We start from the raw sequence: 23,159 nt of genomic DNA, 5'->3' as shown, positions 1-23,159 counted from the left end.
ACAAGTACCGGGCGACGTCCTCGCGCGGATGCGTCGGCGGGCGCCCGGTCTCAGGCCGGCAAGGGCTCGGCCGTGACGACCAGGTTGGCCTGGTAGCCGCCTTCTTCGGCGGCGAACGGGGGTGCGCAGGTAATGAGGGTGAGAGCCGGGGGGCCGGTCCTGCGAAACGTCGAGGAGGGAAGGGCCTCCTTCGGGACCGTCGTCCGTGCGACGACGCGGTAGAGCGCCGGCTCCGCGCCGGCGCGCCGCACTTCGACGCGTGCTCCCGGCCGTACGTCGTAGAGGGCGGCGAATTCGCCGAGGGCGCCGGTTTCGCCGTCCACGTGGCCGACGAGTACGGCCGACCCGTGGGCGCTTCCGGGCGCCGGTCCGAAGCGGTACCAGCCGGCGACGGCGGGGTCCCGGGGGACGGCGACGGCTCCTCGGCCCGTGACGCCCACCGGCCGGACCCGCGCGTCGAGGCCGGCCTCGCGCACCAGGACGCGTTGGGGTGGTGCTTGCTGTGCGGCGCTCGGTTCCGGCTCCCGCGACTTCTGCGTGGCCCGGGGAGGCCGGTCCGCCGTGTCGGCCTGTGCCGGGGCGAAGGCGGGGCCGAAGTCGGGCGGCGAGGACGCCTGTTGCGACGGCGCGGCACTCAGGGTGGCGACCGCCGCCAGAGCGGCGGCGGCCACCGTGAGGCCGGTCAGTCGTCGTGCCGTCTCAGCCACGCCGAACCGCGGCCCGGCGGGCCACCAGGAAGCCCACCGACACCGTGCCCGCCACGCCCGCCCAGGCCAGCCACTGGTCGGAGGAGTTCGAAGTGACCGCCGCGCCATTGCCGCCGGCGTTGACGGCGTTCGGCGACGACTGCATACCGCTGAGTGTCTGCGTGGCCAGCGCCAGGTTCTTGTCCGCGGCGCTGCCCCAGGCGTACACGATGTTGCTGGTGCCCTCCTTGAGGTTCAGGTCGGCAGGTCCGATGGCCACGGTGTCCGTGCCGGCGAGCACCACGTCGGCCGAGACGGTTCCGGCGTCGACCACGGTGGTGTCCTCCTTCGGGTTCTCCAAGCCCTTGAACACGGGCTGGCCACCCGCTCGGACGTCCACGGCCGGGGCGGCCGCCACATGACGCACCGTCAGTCGCGCCTTGCCGGCGTCGACCTTCGAGACGTCGTTGGCGAAGGCCGTCAGCTGGGGCTTGCCGTCGGCGGAGAGGTGGGCGGCGATCGTGGCGTTCGCCCCCGCCGGTACGTCGATCTTCTTCTCGATGGCAGGGGTTCCTTCGGGGCCCTTGCCGGATGGGAAGACCTTGATGTCGTAGGTGCCCGCGTCGAGGGACTGCGGCGCGGTGACGGTGCCCGGCTTGAAGTCGCCGAGGAGTTCGTCACCGTTGGCGTAGACGTCGACGGTGAGCCCGGGAACGCCGTGGAAGACGGACACCATGGCCTTGTCTTCGTTGTCGTCGGCCGGAGCCGCCATGGCGGGCGCGGTGACACTGAGAGCTACTGCGCACGCGCCGGCCAGGGCGGCGATGGAGAGGGGGGTTCGGGAGCTCATGGAGATCATCCCTTCGATGAGAGGTTCCGCCGGTTGCGGAGTCTCGTGTGTGTTTCGTGCGCGGGCCCCGGGGCGGATGCACACCACCGGAATCCGGTGTTCACGCCGCGGCTTCGTCGACGAGGCCCTGTTCGATCCCCCGGCGCAGCCGGTGCAGGCCACGGCGGGCGTGGCTCTTCACGGTGCCGAGGGGCAGTCCGGTGCGCTCCGCGATCTGGACCTGGCTCAGGTCCTCGTAGAACGCCATGCACAGCACCTCGCGCTGGTGACGCGGCAGGCGTGACAGCGCGTCGACCAGGAGCACCCGGTCCAGGACGTCGTCCGGCGCCCGCTGGTCGCAGCGCCGCGCGTCGGCGTCGTGAGCCACGGAGTCGATCAGCGTGAGCCGCCTCGTCCTGGCTGCCAGAGCATCGATGATCTTGCGACGCGTGATGCCGACGAGCCAGGCGCCGAGCGGTCCGCGCTCCGGGCGGTAGCCGTCCCGGCCGCGCCAGGCGCCTATGAACACCTGCTGGGTCACGTCCTCGGCCTCGTGCGCGTCGCCGAGGGAACGCGTGGCCATCGTGTGGACCAACGGCCCCCAACGCCGGTAGACAGCCGCGAAGGCGTTCTCGTCGGCGGCGCACAGGCCGCGGGCCAGTTCGTCCTCGTACAGCGTTTCGTTCGCGGCCGGAGAGCGGACACCGGTGGATGGTGTGTTCGTGCTCATGGCCTTGTTCCTCCTGCCGTGTGTCCTGTCCGGGGCGGAAGGCCGCCTGCCGAGCCGGTGCCTGTCGGCGTCTGCGCCGTGATGGCCCAGCGCCCGCCGACCAGTCTTGTGAGCCGAAACGACGCACACAACATGCGTCGGTTGTGCGTCGTACGGTGGAAGCATGAGCGTGAACAGAGACGGCGACAGCGGGCCGCGTGGTGGCGGGCTGACCACCGGGGAGGTGGCGAGGCGTCTGGGAGTGGCTCCGACCACCGTCCGGTCGTGGGACAGGCGCTACGGCCTCGGCCCCGACGCGCACACCGGCGGTCGGCATCGCCGCTGGACTGCCGAGGACGTGGCGCGGCTGGAACGGATGTGCGCCCTGACGGCGACCGGGCTGGCGCCCGCCGAGGCCGCCCGCCTGGCGCTCGACGAGGCGGGCCCGGCCATGCCGCCGCCACCGGCGAGTACGACGCGGGCCCCGCGGCCGCCGGCCCGACGCGGCGCCGGTATGGGGCTGGCTGACGTACGGCTGGAGTGCCGGGGCATCGCCCGTGCCGCCCTGCGCCTGGACGCCGCGGCTCTCGACGAGCTGCTGCGGGCCGCAATCGAGGAGCACGGCCTCGTCACGGCGTGGACCGAGGTGATCATGCCGACGCTGCAGGCGGTCGGCCGTAAGTGGGAGACCTCGGGCGAGCGGTACGTCGAGGTCGAGCACTTCCTGTCCTGGCACGTCTCCGGCGCTCTGCGGCGCCACGCGGCGCCCGTGGCAGCCGACCGCCCGGGAACCAGTACGCTCCTCGCCTGTGTGCCCGCGGAGAACCACACACTGCCGCTGGAGGTGCTGGCCGCCGCACTGGCCGAACGGGGCCTGGAGGTGCGCATGTTCGGCGGCGCGCTCCCCGTCGAGTCACTCGTGGCGGCTGTACGCAGGACCGGACCGGTCGCCGTGGGGCTGTGGGCGCAGTCCCGTACGACCGCGAGCCAGCCTCTGGCTCACCATGTGTCGATGATCGAGTGGGGTGTGCGCGGGGCCCGCAGGAGGCCGGTGGTTCTGACGCTCGGGCCCGGGTGGGCCGGTCAGACCGTGCCGGGGTCGCCGCATCCGCTCGGGCTCGCGCAGGCCGTCACCGCTGTGGAGTCGGCTGTGCGCGGGTGACGGGACGACACGACCGGGACCGCCACCCAGACGGGGAACTCGTACCGCCGCGGGTTCTCCCCACGGCATCTCTCCGTGCGTCAGCCGCGTGCCGAACTGTTCCGGCACAGCGGCCGACGATCTCGAACACGGAGACCGCATCCGAATCGTTCATATCGGGCGAAATCAGACCATGAAGATGCGAGACGAATTCCCGGTCGACCACCACCTGGCGACCGTCTACCGCTACGGTGCCGCCTTCTGCGGCGTCGTCCTGCTCGTTTTCGCGGGGCTCGGATTCGCCGACGCGCTCAGCCCCTTCGGGACGGCGGGCGACACGATCGCGGGCATGACCACCAACGTCACGCTCAGCGTCATCTCCACCGTCGTGGGGCTGGCCCTGCTCGTGGGCGCGGCCATCGGCGGCAACTTCGCCTCCACCCTCAACATGACGGTGGGCGGTCTGTTCGTGCTGAGCGGCTTCGCGCATGTCTTCGTGCTGGACCGCCCGGCCAACATCCTCGACTTCGGCATGACCAATGTCGTCTTCAGCTTCGTCTTGGGGCTGGTCATCGCCACGTTCGGCATGTACGGGCGGGTCTCCAGCAAGTTGTCCCACGACAATCCGTACTGGCGCCGTCGGCATCCGGAGCAGGCAGCACAGGACGCGGTCGCCATCGAGCCGCTGTCGGCACAGCCGCGGGCTCTGCCGGGGGGCCGGCCTTCCGGCCCCGGCGCGGACCGCGACGGCCTGCGCTGACGCCACCCGGCCGGCCGGAGCCCGGGTGCCGTCCGCGTTCGTAACTACACCCTTGGTCCCCACCCGACGCGGCGCTACGCTCAACAGGCCGCACGGACCTCTCGGCCGTCGGCCGACGACCGGGGGCGGCGGCATGTGGATCTTCTTTGTTCTGGCGGTACTGCCCCTGATCATGGTCCTGTGGGGCCTGGCGGGCCAGGTGAACCGGGAAGTGGACCGTCAGTACGCCGGCGAAGTGATCGCCCGGTTCACGCGAGACGTCACCCTCACCACGGGGATGCGTCACGACAATCTGCTGACGGTCCGCGCCGACAGCGGCCAGGAGTTCACCGTGCAGGTGAGCCCGGAGGTGTACGACGTGTTCGCTGTGGGCGACCGCATCGTCAAACTGCCCGGGTCACGCTGGCCCACGAAGGCGGAATAGCGTTTCCCGGCCGCCGTCCCGACCGCGAGGCTGCGGGGCTGCGGTAGCGACGCCCCGGCAGCACATTGAGAAGTGGCCGTCTGCCGGGATGACCCCGGTGAGGAGGCTAGTGGTGGGCGAGGCGCGCGTCCGGGACGGGGCGGGCGGAGGTGTCCAGGACTGCGGCGATACTGCTCGCGAGGTATGGGATGCGGTGGGCGGACACACCGGCGATGTTGATGCGACCCGATCCCGTGCCGTATACCGCGAACTCCTCCCGCAGGCGGCGCATGTCCTCCGAAGTCAGCGGCAGCATCGAGAACATGCCCTTCTGCTGCGCGAGGATCCTCGCCGGCCGGTCGCAACCTAGCGAGTCGAGGTGGGCCACGAGATCGGACCGGTTGGCGTTGATACGGGTGCGCATCGAGTCGAGTTCGACTCGCCAGGTGGTGTACAGGCCCGGGTCGTCCAGGATCGTGGTGACAACGGCGGCGCCGTGCTCGGGCGGCATGGAGTAGAGCACCCGGGCGACGTTCTGCAAGGTCGACTCCACATGGCGCAGCGCCTGCCGGGAAGGACCGAGAACGATGGCGCAGCCGGTCCGCTCGCTGTAGAGACCGAAGTTCTTCGAGCAGCTCACGGCGATGAGCATCTCCTCGACCCGCGAGGCCATCGTGCGGGTGGGCCGCAGATCCGCCTCCAGACCGTCGCCGAGTCCGTGGTACGCGAGGTCGACGAAGGGCACCCAGCCGTGGTGAGCGGCGAGGTCGGTCAGCGCGTCCCACGCTTCGGCCGACAGGTCGACGCCGGTGGGGTTGTGGCAGCAGCCCTGGATCAGGACGACATCGTTGCGCCGGGCCTCGCCCAGGTCGCGCAGCAGGCCGGCCTGGTCGGGCCGGCCCTCGGCGTCGAGGTAGCGGTACGTGCGCACGGTCAGGCCCGCGGATTCCAGGATCGGCCGGTGGTTAACGTACGACGGGTCGCTGATCCAGACGGTCGCACCGGGAGCGGTCCGGTGGACGAACTCGGCGAGCAGGTTCAGTGCCCCCGTACCGGCCACGGTCTGTATCGCCGTCGCCCGGGACACCAGGTCGTCGGTGCCCAGCACGGTGGAAGTCATCGCCCGGTTGAACGCCCGGTTGCCCGACAGACCCCGGTACTCCTTGGATTCGCCCCGCTCCGCCAGCCGCAGTTCGGCCTCGCGGACCGCGGCCATCACCGGTGTGGTCCCGCTCTGGTCCCGGTAGACGCCGACCAGGAGGTCCAGCCGCTCGGGGCGGGCGACGGCGCCGAGCTCGGCGACCAGGGCGAACAGCGGATCGGTGGGAGGAGGGCTGAGCAGCTCAAGCATCGGGGAGCACCTTGGGACGAGTACGGGAATTGGCGAGGAGGACGCCGAGGGTGATGAGTGGTACGCCGACGAGCACAGCCACCGTCAGCGGCTCGTCCAGAATCGGGATGGCCAGCAGAGTCGCGACGACGGGACTGAGACTGCCGACTACGGCGCTGCGCTCGGCGCCCAGGCGCCGGATGGCGAAGGCGTACAGCAGGCCGGCGCAGAGGCCGACGCCCACGCCCTGCATCAGCAGGAAGAGCGTCAGGTCGGGCCAGGTCGCCGCGGCGAGGTTGGTGGGGAGTACGCCGGTCAGGACGAGCAGGGCCACCACCACGAACGAGGGCGCGCACAGCAGTCCGATCGACCCGATGGGATCGAGATCCACCTCACGCAGCCCGACGGTGTACAGCGCCCACAGCCCGCTGGCCACGAGCAGCAGGCCGGATCCGAACAGGACGTCCATGTCGACCGCGACGACGTACGGCGAGAGGAGGGCGACGACTCCCGTGGCGATCAGGCAGAGCCCGGCCGCCTGCATCCGCTTCGGGACACCGCGCCCGGTGGCCACCATGAGCGCGGAGACGAAGAGCGGGACCATGCCGGGCACGATCGCCCCCACGAAGGCCGTCGAGGTGAGCGAGCCGCCGTACATCGCGGCCAGGAAGAACGGCACTCCTGCGCCGCAAATGATCTTGAGTGCTGTCCATCGGCCGACGGAGGCGTAGCGCCTGCGTCGGCGCCACAGCGCCGGCGCCAGGACCAGCAGCGGCACACCGAACCGCAGGAGCGCGGCATCCGCAGGGTCGAGCGTCGACGTGCTGAGAGCCCGCGCGCTGAGAGCGAACCCGGCCCAGATCGCCACCGTCAGCAGCAGCGCCGCCATGCCCGCGAACTCGCCCGGACGCCTGCCGGTCCGACCCGCGGGGGCAGGCTCGATGGGGGCAGGCTCCACGGGGGCAGGTGGAGGCGCAGGGGCGCGCTCGGTCGTACGCAAGGCGGTTCCTCCGGCGGGGCATGGTGGACGGCGCGGCAATACCGGCCTCCGCCGGGTTCCTCAGGGCCTCCGCAACGCTAGAGCAGGACGCGGGGCAGACGATTGCTATTTCCACCCCGGATTCCTAGCCTGGGGGCAGAATCTGCCAAGGAGAGCCCCGATGGACGCCGTAGACCTACAGATCGTCCGCGAATTGCAAGCCGACGGGCGGCTGTCGAACCAGGAGCTGGCCGACCGCGTCCGCCTGTCGCCGTCGCCGTGCCTGCGCCGGGTCCGGCGGCTGGAGGAGGCAGGTCTCATCAAGGGCTACACCGCGATCGTGGACCAGTTGTCGTTCGGTCTTCCGATCACCGTCTTCGTGAACATCCGCCTGGAGCGGCACACGTCCGACATGGTCGGCACCTTCGAGGAGCACGTGGGCCGGATCGAGCACATCCAGGACTGCTACCTGATGACTGGGGACAGCGACTACCTGCTCCGCATCGTCACCGAGAGCCTCGAAGCGTACGAGCGCCTCGTCCGCGACCGTATCCACGCCATCCCGGGCATCGCCTCGATCCAGTCCAGCTTCGCCTTCGGCAGCGTCAAGCAGTCCCGCATCTATCCCCGCCCCGCGCCACCGCGCCCCTCCCCCTGGCCAGCCTGACGCGGCTCGGTTCCGGCCCTCGCAGCGAGCGGTCGGAACCCGTCCGCCGGTCTTCCGCCCTCCACGGTGGACGCCCGCCACGGGCGGTCGCACGGCCGGCAGCCCGTACCGCTGCTCGTAGTCGGTGGGATACGAGACGACGTACCCGGTCTCCGGATACGTCTCCCCCGGCTGCGCCGGCGTGATCCGCCCCGGCGGCGAGGAAGAGGCGGCCAGGGAGAACAAGTGCAGCACGTCCGCGCGGCCAGGGACCCTGCGGACGTCTGGGAGTCGAGGGTGACGACCCGACGCCCATGCGGCGCGGGTGGTAGCCAGTCCTCGGGGCGTCGGTCAGCCGCAGCACGGTCCTGCCGCTGACCGACGCGCTCCGCGTGCGATCGCTTTCGACCGGCCTCTTCGTGGCCGGCCCCGCGCGCCTCGAGCTGACCGTTTCGTCACCGGGGGAAAGCCACGGCAGTGCATCAGCAGGAACGGCGCCGGACTGGCACCGAGTGATGCTCCGATCTACACGCGCCTCGTCCTGGACCGCGGAGACGTGCCGACCCAGGCACGCCGGGTCGCCGAGGCGGTGCTCCGGGAGGCGGACAGGGCCGTCGACTTCAAGTCGGTACGCCCCGCCGTTGCCTGAGCGACTGCACGCGGCACAGGCACCGCTTGGGGACTCAGCACGGGCGGCGGAACCGCGCCACGGTTGATCGGCGACCCTGCGGAGCCACCCCAGGCGGTCAGTGCGGCGAACTCGTCAAGGGCCAGGACGCATCAGGGCCGGCTGGGTACGTAGGGCGGGACCGCCGTGGATTTCCTCCACCCAGGCGCGGTCCGCCTCGGTGATGCGTCGTCGATCCAGACGAATGCCCGGCATCCCCGATCGGCAACAGCCAATCCCGCACCACGTTGTCAGACGCTTCCGGAGGCCGCACTTCCCACTCTCAAGCGCCGCAGCTCGCACGCCCTCGCGCGGCACCAGGGTGCGGGTGCGCTCCTTGTGTTCCGGTAGCGACCGCCGACTGCGGGAATGGAGCGTCGGCCAGCCGGGGCAGCGCCGCCACAGATTGACGCGGTGTTCCCGTGACCGGTGTTCGGCGCGGTCCTCGTGACAGCGACAGCGGAAAGGCTCCGCCTCAGAGAAGAGGCGGAGCCTTTCCGGGTGGAACTTCGCCGCTCAGGCCCGGCTGTGGTGGCGCTTGTTGCCGGTGACCAGACGATAGACAGCGAGGAGGATGAGGGAGCCGATGATGGCGGCGATCCAAGTGGAGAGGTCGAAGAAGCCGTCGATGGAGTCGACGCCGAAGATCACCTTGCCGAGCCAGCCGCCGAGCAGGCCCCCCGCGATGCCGATCAGCATGGTGATGATGATGCCGCCCGGGTCCTTGCCCGGCATCAGGGCCTTGGCGATGAGGCCGGCCAACAGCCCGATGAGTATCCAAGCCAGAATGCCCATGATGCGCTCCTACCTCGATGGATAAAGTCCCTGTAAACACCGTCTGCACCAAGCGGAGGTTTCCAAACGCCTCAATACCTTGATCATTCAGCTTGGGAAGGAAGCCGGCCCTGAGGAAACCGATCAGATGGACCTGCGGAGTCGAAGCCCTGCTTCATGACGTAGATGTCCAGATTCGTGACGTAGGTGTCCAGATGGGCGGCACGGTGCCGGGCCTCACCATCGTGTGGCCAATCGGCGTTGATGACGGGGTTTCCTCGACCCGGGTGCTTGTTGCGGCCGTCTGGGGGTACTCGGACGAATTCGCGCCCAGATAAGGAAGAGACATGGACGACGTCGCCGCTCCCGGCACCGGAGGCATCCCCATGTCCGGGCACCAAGCCCTGCACAGAACTCTGGAAACCATGGCGGCGTCCGCCATCGCGGTGGACGACGATGGCCTCATCCTGGCGGCCAACAGCGCAGCCCAGAGCTTGCTGGGAAGAGATTCCACGGAACTCACCGGTCAGGACTTCCACGACCTGCTCCACCGTGACGAGCACGGACACCCCATGCCGCGCACCCGCTGCAGGCTGAGGAGCGCGCTCCTCACGAGGGACACCAGGCACGGCCACGCCGAGTGGTTCGCCCGCGGGGACGGCACTATCGTCCAGTTGGCCTGGCTGGTCACGCCGTACTCGGCGGGTCCGGGGCTGACCGGCGCGCTGACGCTGTTGTACGAGTCGAAGCAGGAGGAACCGCACCCGAGCGAGGACGGGTACTCGACACCCCTGACAGAACTGGATCGCCTGGCGCTGCTGGCGGAGACGACCACACAAGTCACCTCCACCTTGGACGTGGACGAGGCGCTGCACCGGCTGGCGGCCCTGACCGTGCCCAGGCTCGCAGACTGGGCGGTGTTCGATCTCCTCACCGAACGCGACGAAGTACGGCGTGTTCTGGTGGTACAGCACAAGGACGGCGTTCTCGTCGAACGGGATGATTTGCACGGCCCGATGCCCCCCGTGCCAGAAGAGTCCCCCATGCCTCTGTCGCGGGCTCTGCGTGGCGCCGCTTCCTCACTTGCCGGTCCGGCCACCTATCATGGCCCACCCGATTCGGGCATCGCGGTCGAGCAGCAGCGCTTGTTCACCGAGACGGGGATGCACTCCGCCGTCATCGCACCCATCCGAGGTTTGCGCGACGTACTCGGCGCTCTGACCCTAGGCCGCGCCCAGCGCCTTGACGCCTTCACCCCGGCCGACCTGCCGCTGCTGGAGGACCTCACCCGCCGGGCTGGCCTGGCACTGGACAATGCGCGTCTGTATCAGCGCCAGCGCAAGGTCGCCGAAACCATGCAACGCCACCTGCTGCCCCAGCTGCCCGGGCTGCCCGGGCTCGAGATGGCCGCGCGATACGTGCCCGCTCCGGACGCCTCTGCTGTGGGCGGTGACTGGTACGACGCCTTCGCTCTGGCTGCCCACGCCCATGCACTGGCCATCGGCGATGTCGTCGGGCACGATCTCGACGCCGCAGCCGGTATGGCCCAGGTCCGCAACATGCTGCGTGCCTTCGCCTGGTCCGACCCGGAGGCCGCCCCCAGTGCCGTCGTCACACGGCTCGACGAGGCGGTGATGCACATAGCCGAGGTCCCCATGGCGACCATGGTCCTGGCCAGGCTCGCACTCGGTGACGACGGACTGTGGCGACTGCGCTGGACGAACGCCGGCCACCCGCCGCCCCTCCTCGTCACACACGACGGTCAAGCACACTACCTCGACGAAGCTCACGGCATACTGCTCGGGACCGGAGCCACCAGACCCCGCCCCGACGCCGTTGCTGTCCTACCGCCCCGATCGACGCTTGTGCTGTACACCGACGGACTCGTCGAGTCCCCGAAACACTCCATCGACCAAGGACTGAACCGGCTGCGCCGACATGCGGCCTCTCTCGCGCACCGCCCCCTGGACTTCTTCTGTGACGCCCTGTTGGACCAGGTCCGCCCCCACGACAACGACGACGACGTCGCCATGATCGCGTTGCGTACACCCACCTCAGCACATAGGTAACCGGCGCAGGATGTTTCCACGAGTGGCGTGACGACAGCTGACAACAAGAGCACGCAAGGGCTCGCCACGCTCGGTCAGACCACAGCAACATCATTCGCTACGCGGGGCCCAGGCTGTCCAGTGGGCCGGGGGCTCACCCTCGGCCGGCACCTTCCTGAGCTGCCTGTGATCAACTCATCAAGAACTTTCCGTGAAACGGACGGCCCAGGCGTACCCGCTCAAGCCGTCGTGCGGAACTCGCCGGACCTCTCTGACCTGGCAACGATCGTGGGCGTACTTGCGGGCGAACCGGTCGAGGCGTTCGGCGTCGGTGAGATGATCCATGGACAGAGGCGCTCCGACGACAAGGTCTTCGTGGAGGACTTCTTCCGGGGTGGCTCCGTTCGAGCAAGCCGAGCAATCATGCGTATTCGGTAGGGCCATGCGCCCAGTGTCCTCCACATCCGGAGGCTATGACGCCCCCGCCCCCGGCCCCTCAATGCGAACCACCGGCCGGCGATCGCTGAATGCCTGTGAGTGTGTATTGGCACGCCTGCGTTGTGTGACCCCACGCCGCACACCACCACGCGGCGCAGATCACTGCCTGGCGAGTCGACCTCAGCGACCGCCGGCGCCGCGGACGGCCACAGAACGCTCCATGACGGCCTGGGAAGGAGCGGTGCGGTGAGAGGCGCGGATGCCCGTCGGACGGTGCGGGTGCGTCAATGAGCGCGGCGGATACGGATCGGGCCACGGGCCTCGGCCGCCTCGACAGCGTGGCCACGTTGGGTGATTTCGACCTTTCCGGCCGCGACCAGCCGCCGGGCCGCGCGACGGGCCGGTTCCATGAGCGCCCGCCAACCGTCGTCGTCCCCCGCGTACACCGCCCGCGCGGCGTCGGAGGGACAGATCGTCGCTGACGGGCCACGACGCCGCAGCAGGTCGAGGATGGCTTGTTCCAGGCGCCGGTCCCTCTGCTGATCCATGTCCGTCACTCCTCCAGTATCGCCGCGGACGTCAGGGCATCGGCCGCGCTGTCGCAGGAGAGCGCAGGAGGGGCTGGAGGCGCGCCCGAGTGCCCCGGCCCGGGAGGCCGGGGCGTTGACGGGTCACTGGTCGCGCATGCCCCATGGGGAGCCGTACGCGGTGAGCAGGTCCAGGTAGGGACCGGGCGCGAGGGCTTCGGGGCCGAGGACGCCGGTGCCGGTCCAGGTGCCGTTCGCCAGCAGTTCCAGGGCGACGACCGGATTGATGGCGGTCTGCCAGACCACGGCGTGCGAGCCGTACTCGGCCATCGACCACTGGTTGTCGACGACGTGGTAGAGGTAGACCTCGCGCGCACGGCCGTCCTTGGTTCCCTTCACCCAGGTTCCCGCGCACGTCTTGCCGCGCATACGCTCGCCGAGCGTTGCCGGGTCGGGCAGGCAGGCCGCGACGACGTCGCGCGGCGAGACCTCGGCGCCGCCGGGCAGGGTCACCTTCCCGGTGCGGTCCAGGCCCAGCTTGTGGAGCGTCTTCAACGTCTCGATGAACTCGTCACCCAGTCCGTACTTGAAGGTGACACGCCGCGCGTCCACCCAGCGCGGCATCAGCAGCACCTCTTCGTGTTCGACGTTGACACATTCGACCGGCCCGATGCCCTCGGGGAAGTCGAAGACCTCCGGCTCGCTGAAGGGGGCGGTGGTGAACCACCCGCGGTCCTTCTCCCAGACCACCGGCGGGTTCAAGCACTCCTCGATCGTCGTCCAGATGGAGAACGAGGGAGCGAAGTCGTAACCGTCGACCGTCAGGTTCGCACCGTCACGAACCCCGATCTCCTCTATGTCGTCGAACAGTTCCTCGGCGGCGTAGCGGGCGAAGACGTCCGAGAGACCGGGCTCCACGCCGACGCCGACGAGCGCGAGCAGGCCGGCCTTCTCCCACTCGGCGGCGCGGTCGAACTGGTCGTCACCGAGCTTGGTCCCGCACTCCTCGTACGGTCGGTCGGGGTGGGGAGAGGACAGTGACATCGCCATGTCCAGGTAGTGCGCGCCGGCCGCCAGCGCGGCTTCGAAGAGTGGCATGACGAATCGCGGGTCGGTCGCGTTGAGCAGCACATCGCACCGCTCCCGCCGCAGCAGGTCGGTGACCGCCCCCTGGTCCGAGGCGTCGACGCGCGCCGCGCTGAACCGCTGCGAGCCCTCGGTCAGTGCGGCCACGGCCGCTTCGGCCCTGGAGACGTCGTAGTCGGCGACGACCATGTGGTCGAAGAAGGAACGGCGGGCGGCGATCCTGGTGATCGCGGTGCCCACACCGCCCGCGCCCACAAGCAGTACTCGCATGTCAAAGGTGCCTTTCCACGGGGAGGCCGAAGCCCTGGACGGCTCATGAAACGGGCCCGCCCCAAAAAGCGTCAACCGCGTTGGCATAAGATGCCCCGAGCCGAGACAGGGAGTCGCCGTGGCGAAGAAAGTGGTGCCGGAGACGGACCGGCGACGCCGGAAACCGACCAAGCGGGGCGTCGTCCTCACGGAGCAGCTGATCGTGGAGACCGCGCTGCGCATGCTGCACGAGCACGGCAGGGAAGGGCTGACCGTGCGGCGCCTCGGCGTGGCGCTCGGCGCCGATCCCAGCACTCTGTACCGCTACTTCCGCGGCACGGACGACCTGACACTGGCCATCGCCGACGAACTGATCGGACGCGCCATGCGAGGCTGGGGGGCCACCGGCGACTGGCGCGCCGACCTGCGCGATGTCGGCCTGCGCATCCACACCGCCTACCTCGCCCATCCGGAAGCGGCCGTCCTCACGGCCAACCGCGTCAGTGGCCGGGTCAACGAGATCGCCACCGACGAGGCCGTCCTCGGCATTCTGCGCTCCGCCGGCTTTCCCGACCCCGACGCGGTGCGCATCTACCAGGCGTTCATCGACCAGACCCTCGCCTTCGCCGCTCTCGACGCCGCCAGCCTCGCCCTCCCCGAATCGGCCCGTACGGCCGACGAGGAAGTCTGGCGCGCCACCTACGCCCGGCTGTCCCCCGAGACCCACCCGAACATCGCCGCCACAGCGCCCCTGTTGGTCGCGCGCATGAACGACAGCGCCTATCCCACCGCCCTAGAGATGCTGTTCGACAGCGCGACGGCGCGGCTCGCAACCGGCTGAGCCGGCCGTTCACCCCGTTTTCGCCGCAGCCGGGTCCACGCTGTTCCCTGCGACCTCGCCATCGACGCCGCCACAACCGGCGCCCGCCAGGAAGGCATCGGGCGACGCGGGCCTTGCTATGAGGAGCCACCCACCACCGAAGACCCCGCCTGTCGGGGGGTCAGCACACAGAACTCGTGACCGTCCGGGTCGGCCATCACCACCCAGTCGACGTCCCCTTGGCCGATGTCGATGCGCGTCGCCCCGAGGGAGACGAGCCGGTCGACCTCCGCCTGCTGGTCACAGCCGGCCGGTGGTGCGAGGTCGAAGTGCAGCCGTTCCTTCCCCGTCTTCGGCATCAGGGGCGGACCGCCCCATGTCACCTTCGGACCGCCGTGCGGTGAGCGGATCGCGGTCTCTTCGTCCTGGTCCCAGACCAGCGGCCAGCCCAGTGCTCGGCTCCAGAAGTACCCGGCCTCCTGAGAACCGTCGCCCGCCAGCGCTCCGACGAATCCGCACTCGGCCAGGAAGCGGTTCCCCGGCTCGATGACACAGAACTCATTGCCCTCCGGGTCGGCGAGCACCACATGCCCGTCCTCCGGGCTCTGGCCGACGTCGATGTGCCGGGCGCCGAGTGCGAGCGCCCTCTCCACCACTTGCTGCTGATCGTCCAGGGACGTGCTCGTCAGATCGAAGTGCATGTAGTTCTGGCCGCTCTTCCGTTCCCAGGTGGGGAGGAAGCGGAGCCGGAACCCGGTGTCATCCCGGGGCAGCAGCGTGATGTCGTCGGAGGAGTCCTTGGTCGTCTCCCAGCCGAGAAAGGCCGCCCAGAAGCGCGCGAGACGGAGTGGGTCGTGTGCGTCGAAGCAGAGCGCGTGCAGCTGAAGAGTCATCCGTAGGTCTCCCGGAAGTGTCTCAAAGAATCATGCAGGTGGTGGTGGCGTGTGCGATCAGCTTGCCCTGGCCGTCCAGCACCTTGCCCTCGGCGGTGGCGGTACGGCGGCCGGCGTGGATGACGGTTCCCTCGGCAGTGAGGGTCTGCCCGTCGGTGCGGGCGGCTCGGATGTAGTTGACCTTGAGTTCGAGGGTGGTGTAGCCGGCGCCGGCGGGGAGGGTGGTGTGGACGGCGCAGCCCATGGCGGAGTCGAGCAGGGTGGCGGCGATACCGCCGTGGACGGTGCCCAGGGGGTTGGCGAAGTCGGGTCGGGTGTCGAGGGAGATGACGATGCGGCCGTGGTCGACCTCGTCGAAGCGCATGCCGAGCAGGCGGCCGATGGAGGGGATGTCGGCGGGGCGTTCGGTCTGCACCCAGCGCATCAGTTCCAGGCCGGTCATGGCGGCGAGGTCGGTGGTGGTCACGGGTCGTACTCCTTGTGTGGTGCCGGTGGTGGTGCTGCCCCGCGTGGCGGGCGGGCGTGCGTCGGGCGGGAAGGGACTCGATGCGGGCGGGGACGTGCCTGCGCCAGGGGGTGCCGGTGATGGGGTCGCGCCGGGGCAGGTCGCCTCAGGCGGTGGGCGGCCGGGGCGGCCCGCACCCCGGGGCAAAGTGCCCGGGATGCGGTGCGCTGGCGGCTCAGCCGAGCGGGTTGGCGGTGTCGCGCAAGGTGGCGAGCGCCGGTGCGTACATCCGCGCCTTGATCGTGCCGATGGTGTCGCCGGCCTTGTTCACCTGCGCCTGGGCGATCTCGATCGCAGTGGAGCGCACAGCGTCCTCGCCCACGGCCCGGTCGACGATGCCGGCGGCCGCGGCGTCGGCGCCGCCGTATCGGTGGGCGGTGAGCATGGCCTCGTGCGCGGTCTGCGGCGTCAGCCGGGACTGGATCAGTGCGGCCATGCCGGGGGTGAAGGGGATGTTGATGTCCGCTTCGGGCAGGCACCAGTAGCCGCGGTCCGCGCGCATCACACGGAAGTCGTGGGCGAGGGAGAACATCGCGCCGGCGGCGAAAGTGTGCCCCTGCAGTGCGGCCACCGTGATGACCGGCAGCGACAGCAGCCGCGCGAGCAGCTCGTGGACGGAGACGACGTACGCCTGGTGCTGGTCGGCGTGGGCGAACAGCCACTCCAGGTCGAGTCCGTTGGAGTAGAACTTGCCGGTGGCGGCGGTGACCAGGGCGCGGGGGCCTTCCGCCTTTTCCACCTCGTCGAGCGCGGCGCCGACGGCGGTGAGCCAGTCGGGGTGAAAGCGGTTCTCTCCGTCTCCGAGGTCGAGGACGAAGACGTTGTCGTGGCGGTCGAGCGAGGGCATGGCGACTCCTTCGAGCTGGACTGAGTGGGTCAGGTGCTGAGGGCTACGGCCGAGGGTCGGGACGTACACCGGGTCGGTCGCGCAGGGCGTGGAGGAGCAGGTCGTGGATCTCGGCAGCGGCGGCCTCGATCGGGGCGGTGCTCTGCTCGGCCCGGCACATGATCACCGCGCCCTCGACCGCGGCAACGATGAAGGAGCCCAGCCGGCGGCTGCGCTCCTCGGTGAGTCCGTGCCGCACGAACAGAGCAGCGAGAGCCTCCTGCCATCGGGCGAAGACGGCGGCGGCGGAGCGGGCGAGCCGAGGCGCGTCGTCATTGGTCTCCACGGCCACGGCCACGATGGGGCAGCCCGCCCGGAAGCCGCTTTCGACGAGCCGGTCGCGCCACAGCACGAAGAACGCGTCGACGGCCCGCACCGGATCGTCCGCCTGCACGGCGGCGTCGATCAGCCCCGCTATGAAGTCCCCCGCCAGGGCCACCGCCTCGTCGATGAGCTGAGCCCGCCCACCGGGGAAGTGGTGATAGACCGAGCCCCGAGGGGCTCCGCTGTGAGCGAGCACCCGATCGACGCTGGTCGCGCTCGCGCCGTACTCGCGCAGCAGAGCGGCAGCGCTGAGGATCATCCGGTCACGACTGTCACTCTTGCGCGGACTCACCCGCCCACCGCCCCTCTCGCGACGAGGTGACCCGCACCGCGAGCTACCTGTCGGTAACTTATGGGCTATGGCATAGAACATGCAAGAGGCGAGAACGTCGTGATTCCACCTCGCCCCGCGCTCCTCACCGCAACCCTCCAGCGGGCCCGGGCTCTTGTCACCCAGCCCGAGCCGCAGAGCGCAGCGGCCAACCCGGCACGGCAGAAGACAAATTGCCAGGCACCCAAGCGCTGGTTCGACGGCCGGACCTAGGCCCGGTCCTAAGCCTTCAGCCGGTTACGTCACCGAGGTGCCTCGCCTACCGTCCTCACCATGGATACGACGGGCATTCTCGACGAGGCTCTCCAGCGTTTGCACAGTTCAGGGCCGGAGCGGCTCGGACGGCTCACCAATCACGCGCCGATGGCTGTCGAAGCCCTGGCCGCGCGTGGCCGGGCCGACTCGGTGCACCGGTGGCTGGACCTGTATGCCGGCAAACTTGAGGCGTTTCCGACCGGCGTCGAGCCGGTCACGCACGCCAACTGGCGCCTGGCTCTCGGCGATGAACGCCGCGCCGCCGACTGGATCGACCACTTCGGCCGTGAGATCGCCGAGCGTCCCTGGCGTGACGTGCTGGCCGAGTGGTGGCCTCGTCTTCTGCCTGGCATGTACGGCGGCTCTACGCATCCCGTGATCCGAGTGGGCCACGCTGTGCGCACTCTTCTGGCCGGCGAGACCACGGAGCCGCGGCTGGCCGAACTCGCCCACGGCCTCGGCTACTGGGCCGCCCGCTTCCGCTTCGTCACCCATGTCGCCGCGCTGCCCGGCGGCGACAGCGCGGCCGGAACACTCGACTCGGTAACGCCCATCGCCGCACAGGACGGCGGCTTCGCCGCACGGCTCGACCGCGTCACCGGCCTTCCGGTGTGGGCGCCCGCGATCACGGACGCGAACGAGGCACGCCGCCGCCTCAGCGAACTGGTGCGGGCTGCCACCCACCGGTACGCCACCCATGGCCACGGCGAGGAGACCATGCTGGTCCACGCGGCGACGGCCCCCAACGCCGTCCTGCGCGCCCTGCCCGCGCTCCCGCACGTCCTGTGGGTTCCGAGCCTGCGGGCCGCCTGGACGGCATCCGCTGCGGTGACCGCGATGTACGCACCCCGCACCCCGGTCACGTACACCCCGCCGGGCACCTTCACCCCCGAAGAAATCTTCGAGCGCGCCCTGGCACACGGCGACGAACACGTCATCAAACTGACCGACACGGCCCTCGACGTCGGCGACGAACAGGCACTCGCGGCGGCCCTGCGCTCGGTCGAACTGAGCAAGCCGCCGGCCTAGCCACCGCTACGCACGCGCACGGCGTCCCACAGCGCCCGGTCGCTGCACTTCCCATCCTGAGTGGACATGGCTTCTCCGCACACCATGCCGGCTTCAGAGCGGCCGGTGACGCCGCCAGTACCACAGCCCACCGACCGTTACGGACGCCGTGGCGAGGGTGATGCCGAGGACCGGCCAGTGGCTGTCGGCGATGCGCAGGCCGGCCAGGAAGGTCATGGCTACCAGCACGCACGGCAGCAGGAGGGAGAGGAGCGCGCGTACTGCGGCCGCCGCTACTTCCGGCTGTGGACGGGAGGCTACGGGTGCGGTATCGGCGAAGTAGAAGGCGAAGACACGGTCTGCCAGACGGGCGTCGACGCGCTGGTAGGCCACCGCCATGTAGGGCAGCCACACGAGGGGGGCGACCATTCCGACCAGAATGACGGCGCCGAGGAGCAGCCATTGCCAGGCGCCGCTCGCTACTCGGCGTACGCGTGGGCCCGTGTCCGGCTTCCGGTCCCCCGGCGTGAGCACACCGAGGATGTGGGCCATGCGCACGGTGACGCGCCACAGGGCTGTCCATCGCCTCCAGCGGGCGGGTGCGCGCGGGGCACGTTCCGATCGGGCGAGCGCGTCGAGAGCCTCCGCAGTGTCCTTGTACACGCCCTGAAGGACGAGGAGTTCGCCGGCGCGGGCGCGCGCCGTGGGGTCGCGGCCGTCGAGGGCGGCCAGTTCCAAAACCGTACGTGCCTGGGTGAGCAGTGCCGCGCAGAAGGCGACGGGAATGAGGACAAGGAAGGGGCCGCCCACGAGGGATCCCTCCGACACGACGGCCCGTCGGCCACGAGCGACCACCCGGGCCCGCAGCTCGGCCTCGGTGGCGCCGGGATGGTTCTGCCGTAGCCGGGCGATGGCTGCGGGTACGGCCGGGCCCATCCTCCGAACAGCGAACTCGGCGAGGATTTCGGGCAGGTGCCCGGGATCGGTGACGACCGACGCCAGCAGCGAGCGTGGTGGGGAGAGCTCCCTGCGGCGGCTCTCGGGATTCGGCTTCTCCGGATGCGGCACGGATCGTATCTACCATGAATTATCACGAAACGTCTCGTACAGGCACCTCCGGCCGCTTCGTCACTCCAGGGCGAGGGTGACCCCGCGCTGTGCCAGCGCGTCGATGACACGGGCATTGTCGAACGCAGCGATCACCGGATGCTCGTCGCCTCTCACGCGCGCGTATCGCCGGTAGTCGACCGTCCGCAGCGACGGCATGCGCTCCAGGGGGCCGAGGTCGATCACGTTGGCGTGGCTGCCGTCGTGGCAGCCGTCGAGGGTGAGGTGCTCAAGTGGCAGGCCGGCAAGAGGGCTCAGGTCCCGGACGAGCTTGGACGTGAGGACCAGCGTACGCAGCGTTGGGATCAGGGAGAGCGGTCCGAGGTCGGTCTCGTCGTCGTATCCCCCGGCCAGTGTGAGCTCGCGCAGCCGACCGCAGGAGGTGAGCGGGGTCAGGTCGGTGACTTCGGTCATCTCCAGGTGCAGCACTTCCAGAGCGGGCAGTGCGACACCGATGCCCTCCAGCGACCGGACGTTGAACTCGTCGCAGGCGCCTCCCCATTCGCTCCAGATCATGGAGATTGCCTGGGCCGACGGGTGCCACTTCACTTCGCGCAGCGTGGCGCACTGCTCCGTCGTGACAGGCAGGTCGAGCAGAGCGGCGGCCACCTCTTCGCGGTACTCGTACTGCCAGGGGCGGTCAAGCCAGTCCATACAGTCCGCGTCGCAGTCGCCGCCGCACCGGTGGGCGTCTTCCGGGTCCGGCACCTCGAAGAGCGGCAGCGTGCCCATTTCCATGAGCCGGCTGAGAACTGCGAGTCGCAGATTGGCGTCGGGGAGCTCCCGCACCGGATTCGCGGTGGTCATGCCAGGACTGTACCGCCGGCTGGAACAGCGCCCCTCCCGCCCGCCGCCGTTCCGCGGCAGGGCGGCCGGGGTGCTCCCGTGCAGGGCGAGCGGGCCTGCGAACGGGGCGTGTTCCGGTCGGGCGCCCAGCGGCGGACGGTGGCCCGCCCGACATCGGCCACCTGCCGTCCGGGCGCACAAGTACCGGCGGCGGATGGCCGACGTCGCCGTGAATCGATGACGGCGATCACGAGGAGGAGTGCGTCAGACCGCCGTCAGCGCGGTGCGGTCCTCCCTCGGCGGAACGGCGGCCGGGTCAGGTTGGTCCAGGCGCGCAGCGACCATTCCAGCGGGCCGTAGCGGTACCGGCGCAACCACCAGCGGCTCGCGACGGTCTGCGTTGTGAAGAGGACGAGGGCGATGGCCAGGACGCCCGGAGGAGGCACATCGCCGACCAGGGCTGCGCCGAAGCCGGTGAACAGCAGGGCGCAGACGAGGGACTGCGTGAGGTAGTTGGTCAGGGTCATGCGTCCCGCCGGGGCGAGCATCGCGATCAGCCGGTCGGCGTGCCGGCCGCCGGCCAACCGGAGGACCGTGGCGGCGTAGGCGGCGGCCAGCAGCGGAGCGGTGACGACATCGATGCCCAGGGCGAGGACGTGGTAGGCGCCACCCGGGTGTTCCAAGCTGGCGTGGGCGTAGACGACTCCGCCGAGCAGCCCGACCGTGAAGCCCGTCCACTGGAGCTTGCCCAGCGTCCCGCGATGGCGGGCGATGTCTCCGAGTGCCTGGCGCCTTCCTGCGGCCAGGCCCAGGAGAAAGGCTGCCAGGGCGGCCGGAGCCTGGAAGAAGACGAGCAGGATCAGTACGTCGGGCAGTTGCTCCAGGTGGGCGGCGACCACTGATGCCGGGCCGCCGCGCAGCGCCTCGGCGGCCTGCTCGGCACCGGCCGCCGCGGCCGGGTCCACTCCCGAGCCGCCCGCCGCGTGAGTGGCGAGCGCGAGTGCGACGTACGCGGCGGCGGTGAGCACGAAGAGGGCGGCCGCGATGCGCACGGCGGTACGGGGCCACAGGCGACGGGCGGCCAGCAGGACAACGCCGAGCACCGCGTACGTGGTGAGGATGTCGCCGGGGAACAGCAGCACCGCATGCAGGGCGCCCAGGACGAACAGGCCCGCCAGGCGCCGCAGGAATCGGGAGGTGAAGCGCGCCCCGTGCCGCTCGGCGGAGGAGAGTTGCAGGGTGAAGCTGTAGCCGAACAGGAACGAGAACAGCAGGAAGAACTTGGCCTCGAAGAACACCGCGACGAACCATCGGACCGCGTTGTCGAGCGGCGAGGTGAAGCCGGGGTCCTCCAGGCCCGTGCCGTGGTAAGTGGACGCCAAATAGCCGATGTTGACGACGAGGATGCCCAGCAGTGCGAAGCCGCGCAGGGCGTCGACGTGGGCGAGGCGTCCGGCCGTCCGGGACGGGGGCGCGCTGGTTGCGGTGGTCACTCGTTCCCCTTGCGGTCGGTGATCTGCTCGACGAATGCGCGTTGGTCGGCCAGGAATTCGGCGGCGTACAGGCGCCGGGGGGCGAAGACGGCGGTGAGGGTGAGGCGCGCCCCGGAGCTTTCGACGGCGTTGTCGACCAGCGAGTGCGTGGCGTCGGGGTAGTGCCGCACCGTCAGGGAGGCGGGCGGCAGGATGCGGCGGTAGGCGGCCTCCGTGTCGGCGACGTCGACGTTGATGTCGTGCCCGGCCAGCACCAGGAGCGTGGGGGTGCCGCGCATGGCGCGCAGGTCGTCGCTCGCGTTGGAGCGGTAGTTCTTGGCGATGAACCGCCAGCGTTCGGCGGTCATGCCGCCGGTGTCGCCGACCGCGGTGCGGTACTGCTCGAAGGTCGCGCCCTGCCGCAGCAGGCGCAGGGTCGTCTCGCGCCGTCGCAACGCCGTACGCGTCCGGTCCTGGGTGGCGCCGTCCCTGCGCAGTTCGGCGAGGAGGTTGTAGCGCCCTTGCTGTTGCCAGTCGACGGCCGGTGAGATGGCGATGACGAACTGGACAGCGTGGTCGCGGGCCGCGACTTTGGGCAGCACCCACCCGGCCTGGCTGGCCCCCCACAGGCCGATGCGCCGGCCGTCGATGTCGGGACGCGCGCGGGCCCAGGCGAGGGCGGCGAGGGTCTCCCCCGCGCGATCGTCCATGCTCTGGTCCAGCCAGTTCCCCTGGGAGCCGCCGATGCCGGGCTTGCTCAGGGAGAGAGATGCGTAGCCGGCCCGCGCGAACGACTCCCACAGGGGCCGGTAGAAGGTGTCGTGCGTGGCGTCGACGGGCCCGTCGCCGTGGACGAATACCACAAGGCCGAAGGGGCCCTCGCCGTTCTGAGGCCGTGCCAGGACGCCGTCCAGCAGCCGCCCGTCGTGCCGCACGGTGATGCGCTCCTCCCGCAGCGCGTAGGTGTTCTGCCAGACCGCGACACCACCGAGCGCCACGCCCGCCAGCAGCACGGCGGTCAGCGACCACACAAGGACGCGCCAGCGACGCCGCACGAGCGGCGCCATCCGTCGACTCATCTCTCCCCCACTTAACTATCGTTCACGATACGTTCGTCTCTAGAATGAACGTATCAGGCCGACAGCACAAGGGCGGAGTCATGGCCTGCCGCGCGGAACGCATGCGTATGGAGCCGATGGCGTCCACGCGAGGGGACGCAGGCCGGAGCTCTCCCTCACCACCGCGCCGCCGCCCCGCGTACCTGCGGGTTGCGCACGAAGCGGGCGAAGCCGTGCGGTGCGGCAGACGGTCGACCAAGGAGGCACGGTGTGGCTCGGCACCAGCTCTGGGACGGGGCGAGCGAGGTCGTGGCGGCAAGGACCTTTCAGAAACCGGTGGTTGCTCCGACGTGACTGACCTGCACGGCGGGCATGTGGAGTGTGCGAATGCCACGGGGGCCTGAGGCTCGCTCAGCTGCGAGTGCTCAGGCCGAGGAGGTCT

23 protein-coding genes are annotated in these 23,159 nt (G+C 70.1%); 7 read left to right on the top strand and 16 right to left on the bottom strand.

Going from position 1 to position 23,159, the window contains the following annotated elements:
• Positions 1–50: 50 nt before the first annotated feature.
• The 3 genes from ACWGH0_RS03785 to ACWGH0_RS03775 all read right to left on the bottom strand — a co-directional run bounded on the left by ACWGH0_RS03785 (position 51) and on the right by ACWGH0_RS03775 (position 2,245).
• Entirely contained in the window at positions 51–707 is a 657-nt protein-coding gene (locus ACWGH0_RS03785; protein WP_453402499.1) for a class F sortase, read from the bottom strand.
• The gene (locus ACWGH0_RS03780) at positions 700–1,536 is read right to left on the bottom strand and encodes a DUF4397 domain-containing protein (protein ID WP_453402498.1); all 837 of its coding nucleotides are present in this window, start codon (positions 1,534–1,536) and stop codon (positions 700–702) included. The genes ACWGH0_RS03785 and ACWGH0_RS03780 overlap by 8 nt, the downstream gene beginning before the upstream one ends.
• A gap of 100 nt (positions 1,537–1,636) precedes the next feature.
• Positions 1,637–2,245, bottom strand: coding sequence for an RNA polymerase sigma factor (locus tag ACWGH0_RS03775; RefSeq protein WP_453402497.1), 609 nt, complete (start codon positions 2,243–2,245; stop codon positions 1,637–1,639).
• Between the two features lie 163 nt (positions 2,246–2,408).
• On the opposite strand from ACWGH0_RS03775, the gene ACWGH0_RS03770 reads away from it, so the two are divergent.
• The 3 genes from ACWGH0_RS03770 (at position 2,409) to ACWGH0_RS03760 (ending at position 4,549) form a co-directional block, all read left to right on the top strand.
• Positions 2,409–3,386 carry a MerR family transcriptional regulator gene (locus ACWGH0_RS03770; protein WP_453402496.1) on the top strand — a complete coding sequence of 326 codons (978 nt, stop codon included), beginning with the start codon at positions 2,409–2,411 and terminating at the stop codon, positions 3,384–3,386.
• Between the two features lie 172 nt (positions 3,387–3,558).
• Entirely contained in the window at positions 3,559–4,125 is a 567-nt protein-coding gene (locus ACWGH0_RS03765) for a DUF4383 domain-containing protein (RefSeq protein WP_453402495.1), read from the top strand.
• Between the two features lie 133 nt (positions 4,126–4,258).
• A complete protein-coding gene (locus ACWGH0_RS03760) occupies positions 4,259–4,549 on the top strand; it encodes a DUF7489 domain-containing protein (RefSeq protein ID WP_453402494.1) in 291 nt (96 codons plus the stop codon).
• Between the two features lie 106 nt (positions 4,550–4,655).
• Here ACWGH0_RS03760 and ACWGH0_RS03755 read toward each other — a convergent pair whose 3' ends face one another.
• Both ACWGH0_RS03755 and ACWGH0_RS03750 read right to left on the bottom strand, forming a co-directional pair.
• Positions 4,656–5,879, bottom strand: a complete 1,224-nt coding sequence (locus ACWGH0_RS03755) for an amino acid aminotransferase (RefSeq protein ID WP_453402493.1) — start codon at positions 5,877–5,879, stop codon at positions 4,656–4,658.
• Positions 5,872–6,816 carry a DMT family transporter gene (locus ACWGH0_RS03750; protein WP_453402492.1) on the bottom strand — a complete coding sequence of 315 codons (945 nt, stop codon included), beginning with the start codon at positions 6,814–6,816 and terminating at the stop codon, positions 5,872–5,874. The genes ACWGH0_RS03755 and ACWGH0_RS03750 overlap by 8 nt, the downstream gene beginning before the upstream one ends.
• A gap of 202 nt (positions 6,817–7,018) precedes the next feature.
• On the opposite strand from ACWGH0_RS03750, the gene ACWGH0_RS03745 reads away from it, so the two are divergent.
• The gene (locus ACWGH0_RS03745) at positions 7,019–7,504 is read left to right on the top strand and encodes an Lrp/AsnC family transcriptional regulator (RefSeq protein WP_453402491.1); all 486 of its coding nucleotides are present in this window, start codon (positions 7,019–7,021) and stop codon (positions 7,502–7,504) included.
• A gap of 1,162 nt (positions 7,505–8,666) precedes the next feature.
• Here the strand turns inward: ACWGH0_RS03745 and ACWGH0_RS03740 are convergent.
• Positions 8,667–8,945, bottom strand: coding sequence for a GlsB/YeaQ/YmgE family stress response membrane protein (locus tag ACWGH0_RS03740; protein WP_453402490.1), 279 nt, complete (start codon positions 8,943–8,945; stop codon positions 8,667–8,669).
• 326 nt (positions 8,946–9,271) lie between these two features.
• Here ACWGH0_RS03740 and ACWGH0_RS03735 point away from each other — a divergent pair, with 326 nt between their 5' ends.
• The gene (locus ACWGH0_RS03735; RefSeq protein ID WP_453402489.1) at positions 9,272–10,993 is read left to right on the top strand and encodes a SpoIIE family protein phosphatase; all 1,722 of its coding nucleotides are present in this window, start codon (positions 9,272–9,274) and stop codon (positions 10,991–10,993) included.
• Positions 10,994–11,694: 701 nt separating this feature from the next.
• On the opposite strand, the gene ACWGH0_RS03730 is transcribed toward ACWGH0_RS03735, so the two are convergent.
• Positions 11,695–11,958, bottom strand: coding sequence for a DUF3253 domain-containing protein (locus ACWGH0_RS03730; protein WP_453402488.1), 264 nt, complete (start codon positions 11,956–11,958; stop codon positions 11,695–11,697).
• A 123-nt stretch (positions 11,959–12,081) separates the two neighbouring features.
• Positions 12,082–13,293, bottom strand: coding sequence for a saccharopine dehydrogenase family protein (locus tag ACWGH0_RS03725; protein ID WP_453402487.1), 1,212 nt, complete (start codon positions 13,291–13,293; stop codon positions 12,082–12,084).
• Between the two features lie 118 nt (positions 13,294–13,411).
• Here ACWGH0_RS03725 and ACWGH0_RS03720 point away from each other — a divergent pair, with 118 nt between their 5' ends.
• The gene (locus ACWGH0_RS03720) at positions 13,412–14,113 is read left to right on the top strand and encodes a TetR/AcrR family transcriptional regulator (RefSeq protein WP_453402486.1); all 702 of its coding nucleotides are present in this window, start codon (positions 13,412–13,414) and stop codon (positions 14,111–14,113) included.
• 116 nt (positions 14,114–14,229) lie between these two features.
• Here the strand turns inward: ACWGH0_RS03720 and ACWGH0_RS03715 are convergent, their stop codons facing one another.
• From ACWGH0_RS03715 to ACWGH0_RS03700, 4 genes are all read right to left on the bottom strand, one after another.
• Positions 14,230–14,985 carry a VOC family protein gene (locus ACWGH0_RS03715; protein ID WP_453402485.1) on the bottom strand — a complete coding sequence of 252 codons (756 nt, stop codon included), beginning with the start codon at positions 14,983–14,985 and terminating at the stop codon, positions 14,230–14,232.
• Positions 14,986–15,007: 22 nt separating this feature from the next.
• Positions 15,008–15,451 carry a PaaI family thioesterase gene (locus tag ACWGH0_RS03710; protein WP_453402484.1) on the bottom strand — a complete coding sequence of 148 codons (444 nt, stop codon included), beginning with the start codon at positions 15,449–15,451 and terminating at the stop codon, positions 15,008–15,010.
• A 214-nt stretch (positions 15,452–15,665) separates the two neighbouring features.
• A complete protein-coding gene (locus ACWGH0_RS03705; RefSeq protein WP_453402483.1) occupies positions 15,666–16,337 on the bottom strand; it encodes an enoyl-CoA hydratase-related protein in 672 nt (223 codons plus the stop codon).
• Positions 16,338–16,380: 43 nt separating this feature from the next.
• Positions 16,381–16,959, bottom strand: coding sequence for a TetR/AcrR family transcriptional regulator (locus tag ACWGH0_RS03700; protein WP_453402482.1), 579 nt, complete (start codon positions 16,957–16,959; stop codon positions 16,381–16,383).
• 345 nt (positions 16,960–17,304) lie between these two features.
• On the opposite strand from ACWGH0_RS03700, the gene ACWGH0_RS03695 reads away from it, so the two are divergent.
• The gene (locus ACWGH0_RS03695; protein ID WP_453402481.1) at positions 17,305–18,315 is read left to right on the top strand and encodes a questin oxidase family protein; all 1,011 of its coding nucleotides are present in this window, start codon (positions 17,305–17,307) and stop codon (positions 18,313–18,315) included.
• 93 nt (positions 18,316–18,408) lie between these two features.
• Here the strand turns inward: ACWGH0_RS03695 and ACWGH0_RS03690 are convergent, their stop codons facing one another.
• The 4 genes from ACWGH0_RS03690 to ACWGH0_RS03675 all read right to left on the bottom strand — a co-directional run bounded on the left by ACWGH0_RS03690 (position 18,409) and on the right by ACWGH0_RS03675 (position 22,726).
• On the bottom strand, positions 18,409–19,362 hold the full coding sequence (locus tag ACWGH0_RS03690; protein WP_453402480.1) for a hypothetical protein: 954 nt from the start codon (positions 19,360–19,362) through the stop codon (positions 18,409–18,411).
• A gap of 60 nt (positions 19,363–19,422) precedes the next feature.
• The gene (locus tag ACWGH0_RS03685) at positions 19,423–20,208 is read right to left on the bottom strand and encodes a DUF6892 domain-containing protein (RefSeq protein WP_453402479.1); all 786 of its coding nucleotides are present in this window, start codon (positions 20,206–20,208) and stop codon (positions 19,423–19,425) included.
• A gap of 254 nt (positions 20,209–20,462) precedes the next feature.
• Positions 20,463–21,680 carry a DUF418 domain-containing protein gene (locus ACWGH0_RS03680; RefSeq protein WP_453402478.1) on the bottom strand — a complete coding sequence of 406 codons (1,218 nt, stop codon included), beginning with the start codon at positions 21,678–21,680 and terminating at the stop codon, positions 20,463–20,465.
• Positions 21,677–22,726: an alpha/beta hydrolase family protein gene (locus ACWGH0_RS03675; RefSeq protein WP_453402477.1), complete on the bottom strand. Its 1,050-nt coding sequence runs from the start codon at positions 22,724–22,726 to the stop codon at positions 21,677–21,679. The genes ACWGH0_RS03680 and ACWGH0_RS03675 overlap by 4 nt, the downstream gene beginning before the upstream one ends.
• Positions 22,727–23,159: the final 433 nt, after the last annotated feature.

Source organism: Streptomyces sp. NPDC054887 (assembly GCF_053610585.1).
The sequence above is the reverse complement of the archived record's forward strand: the minus strand, read 5'-3'. Positions and strand labels throughout refer to the sequence as shown.

What these genes read in the sequence shown, in the direction of transcription:
- ACWGH0_RS03735 (WP_453402489.1), top strand. Translation starts at nt 9,272, where the DNA reads ATGGACGACGTCGCCGCTCCCGGCACCGGAGGCATCCCCATGTCCGGG.
- ACWGH0_RS03760 (WP_453402494.1), top strand. Translation starts at nt 4,259, where the DNA reads ATGTGGATCTTCTTTGTTCTGGCGGTACTGCCCCTGATCATGGTCCTG.
- ACWGH0_RS03755 (WP_453402493.1), bottom strand. Translation starts at nt 5,879, where the DNA reads ATGCTTGAGCTGCTCAGCCCTCCTCCCACCGATCCGCTGTTCGCCCTG.
- ACWGH0_RS03765 (WP_453402495.1), top strand. Translation starts at nt 3,559, where the DNA reads ATGAAGATGCGAGACGAATTCCCGGTCGACCACCACCTGGCGACCGTC.
- ACWGH0_RS03780 (WP_453402498.1), bottom strand. Translation starts at nt 1,536, where the DNA reads ATGAGCTCCCGAACCCCCCTCTCCATCGCCGCCCTGGCCGGCGCGTGC.
- ACWGH0_RS03700 (WP_453402482.1), bottom strand. Translation starts at nt 16,959, where the DNA reads ATGATCCTCAGCGCTGCCGCTCTGCTGCGCGAGTACGGCGCGAGCGCG.
- ACWGH0_RS03685 (WP_453402479.1), bottom strand. Translation starts at nt 20,208, where the DNA reads ATGACCACCGCGAATCCGGTGCGGGAGCTCCCCGACGCCAATCTGCGA.
- ACWGH0_RS03725 (WP_453402487.1), bottom strand. Translation starts at nt 13,293, where the DNA reads ATGCGAGTACTGCTTGTGGGCGCGGGCGGTGTGGGCACCGCGATCACC.
- ACWGH0_RS03770 (WP_453402496.1), top strand. Translation starts at nt 2,409, where the DNA reads ATGAGCGTGAACAGAGACGGCGACAGCGGGCCGCGTGGTGGCGGGCTG.
- ACWGH0_RS03745 (WP_453402491.1), top strand. Translation starts at nt 7,019, where the DNA reads ATGGACGCCGTAGACCTACAGATCGTCCGCGAATTGCAAGCCGACGGG.
- ACWGH0_RS03740 (WP_453402490.1), bottom strand. Translation starts at nt 8,945, where the DNA reads ATGGGCATTCTGGCTTGGATACTCATCGGGCTGTTGGCCGGCCTCATC.
- ACWGH0_RS03730 (WP_453402488.1), bottom strand. Translation starts at nt 11,958, where the DNA reads ATGGATCAGCAGAGGGACCGGCGCCTGGAACAAGCCATCCTCGACCTG.
- ACWGH0_RS03705 (WP_453402483.1), bottom strand. Translation starts at nt 16,337, where the DNA reads ATGCCCTCGCTCGACCGCCACGACAACGTCTTCGTCCTCGACCTCGGA.
- ACWGH0_RS03695 (WP_453402481.1), top strand. Translation starts at nt 17,305, where the DNA reads ATGGATACGACGGGCATTCTCGACGAGGCTCTCCAGCGTTTGCACAGT.
- ACWGH0_RS03675 (WP_453402477.1), bottom strand. Translation starts at nt 22,726, where the DNA reads ATGGCGCCGCTCGTGCGGCGTCGCTGGCGCGTCCTTGTGTGGTCGCTG.
- ACWGH0_RS03715 (WP_453402485.1), bottom strand. Translation starts at nt 14,985, where the DNA reads ATGACTCTTCAGCTGCACGCGCTCTGCTTCGACGCACACGACCCACTC.
- ACWGH0_RS03775 (WP_453402497.1), bottom strand. Translation starts at nt 2,245, where the DNA reads ATGAGCACGAACACACCATCCACCGGTGTCCGCTCTCCGGCCGCGAAC.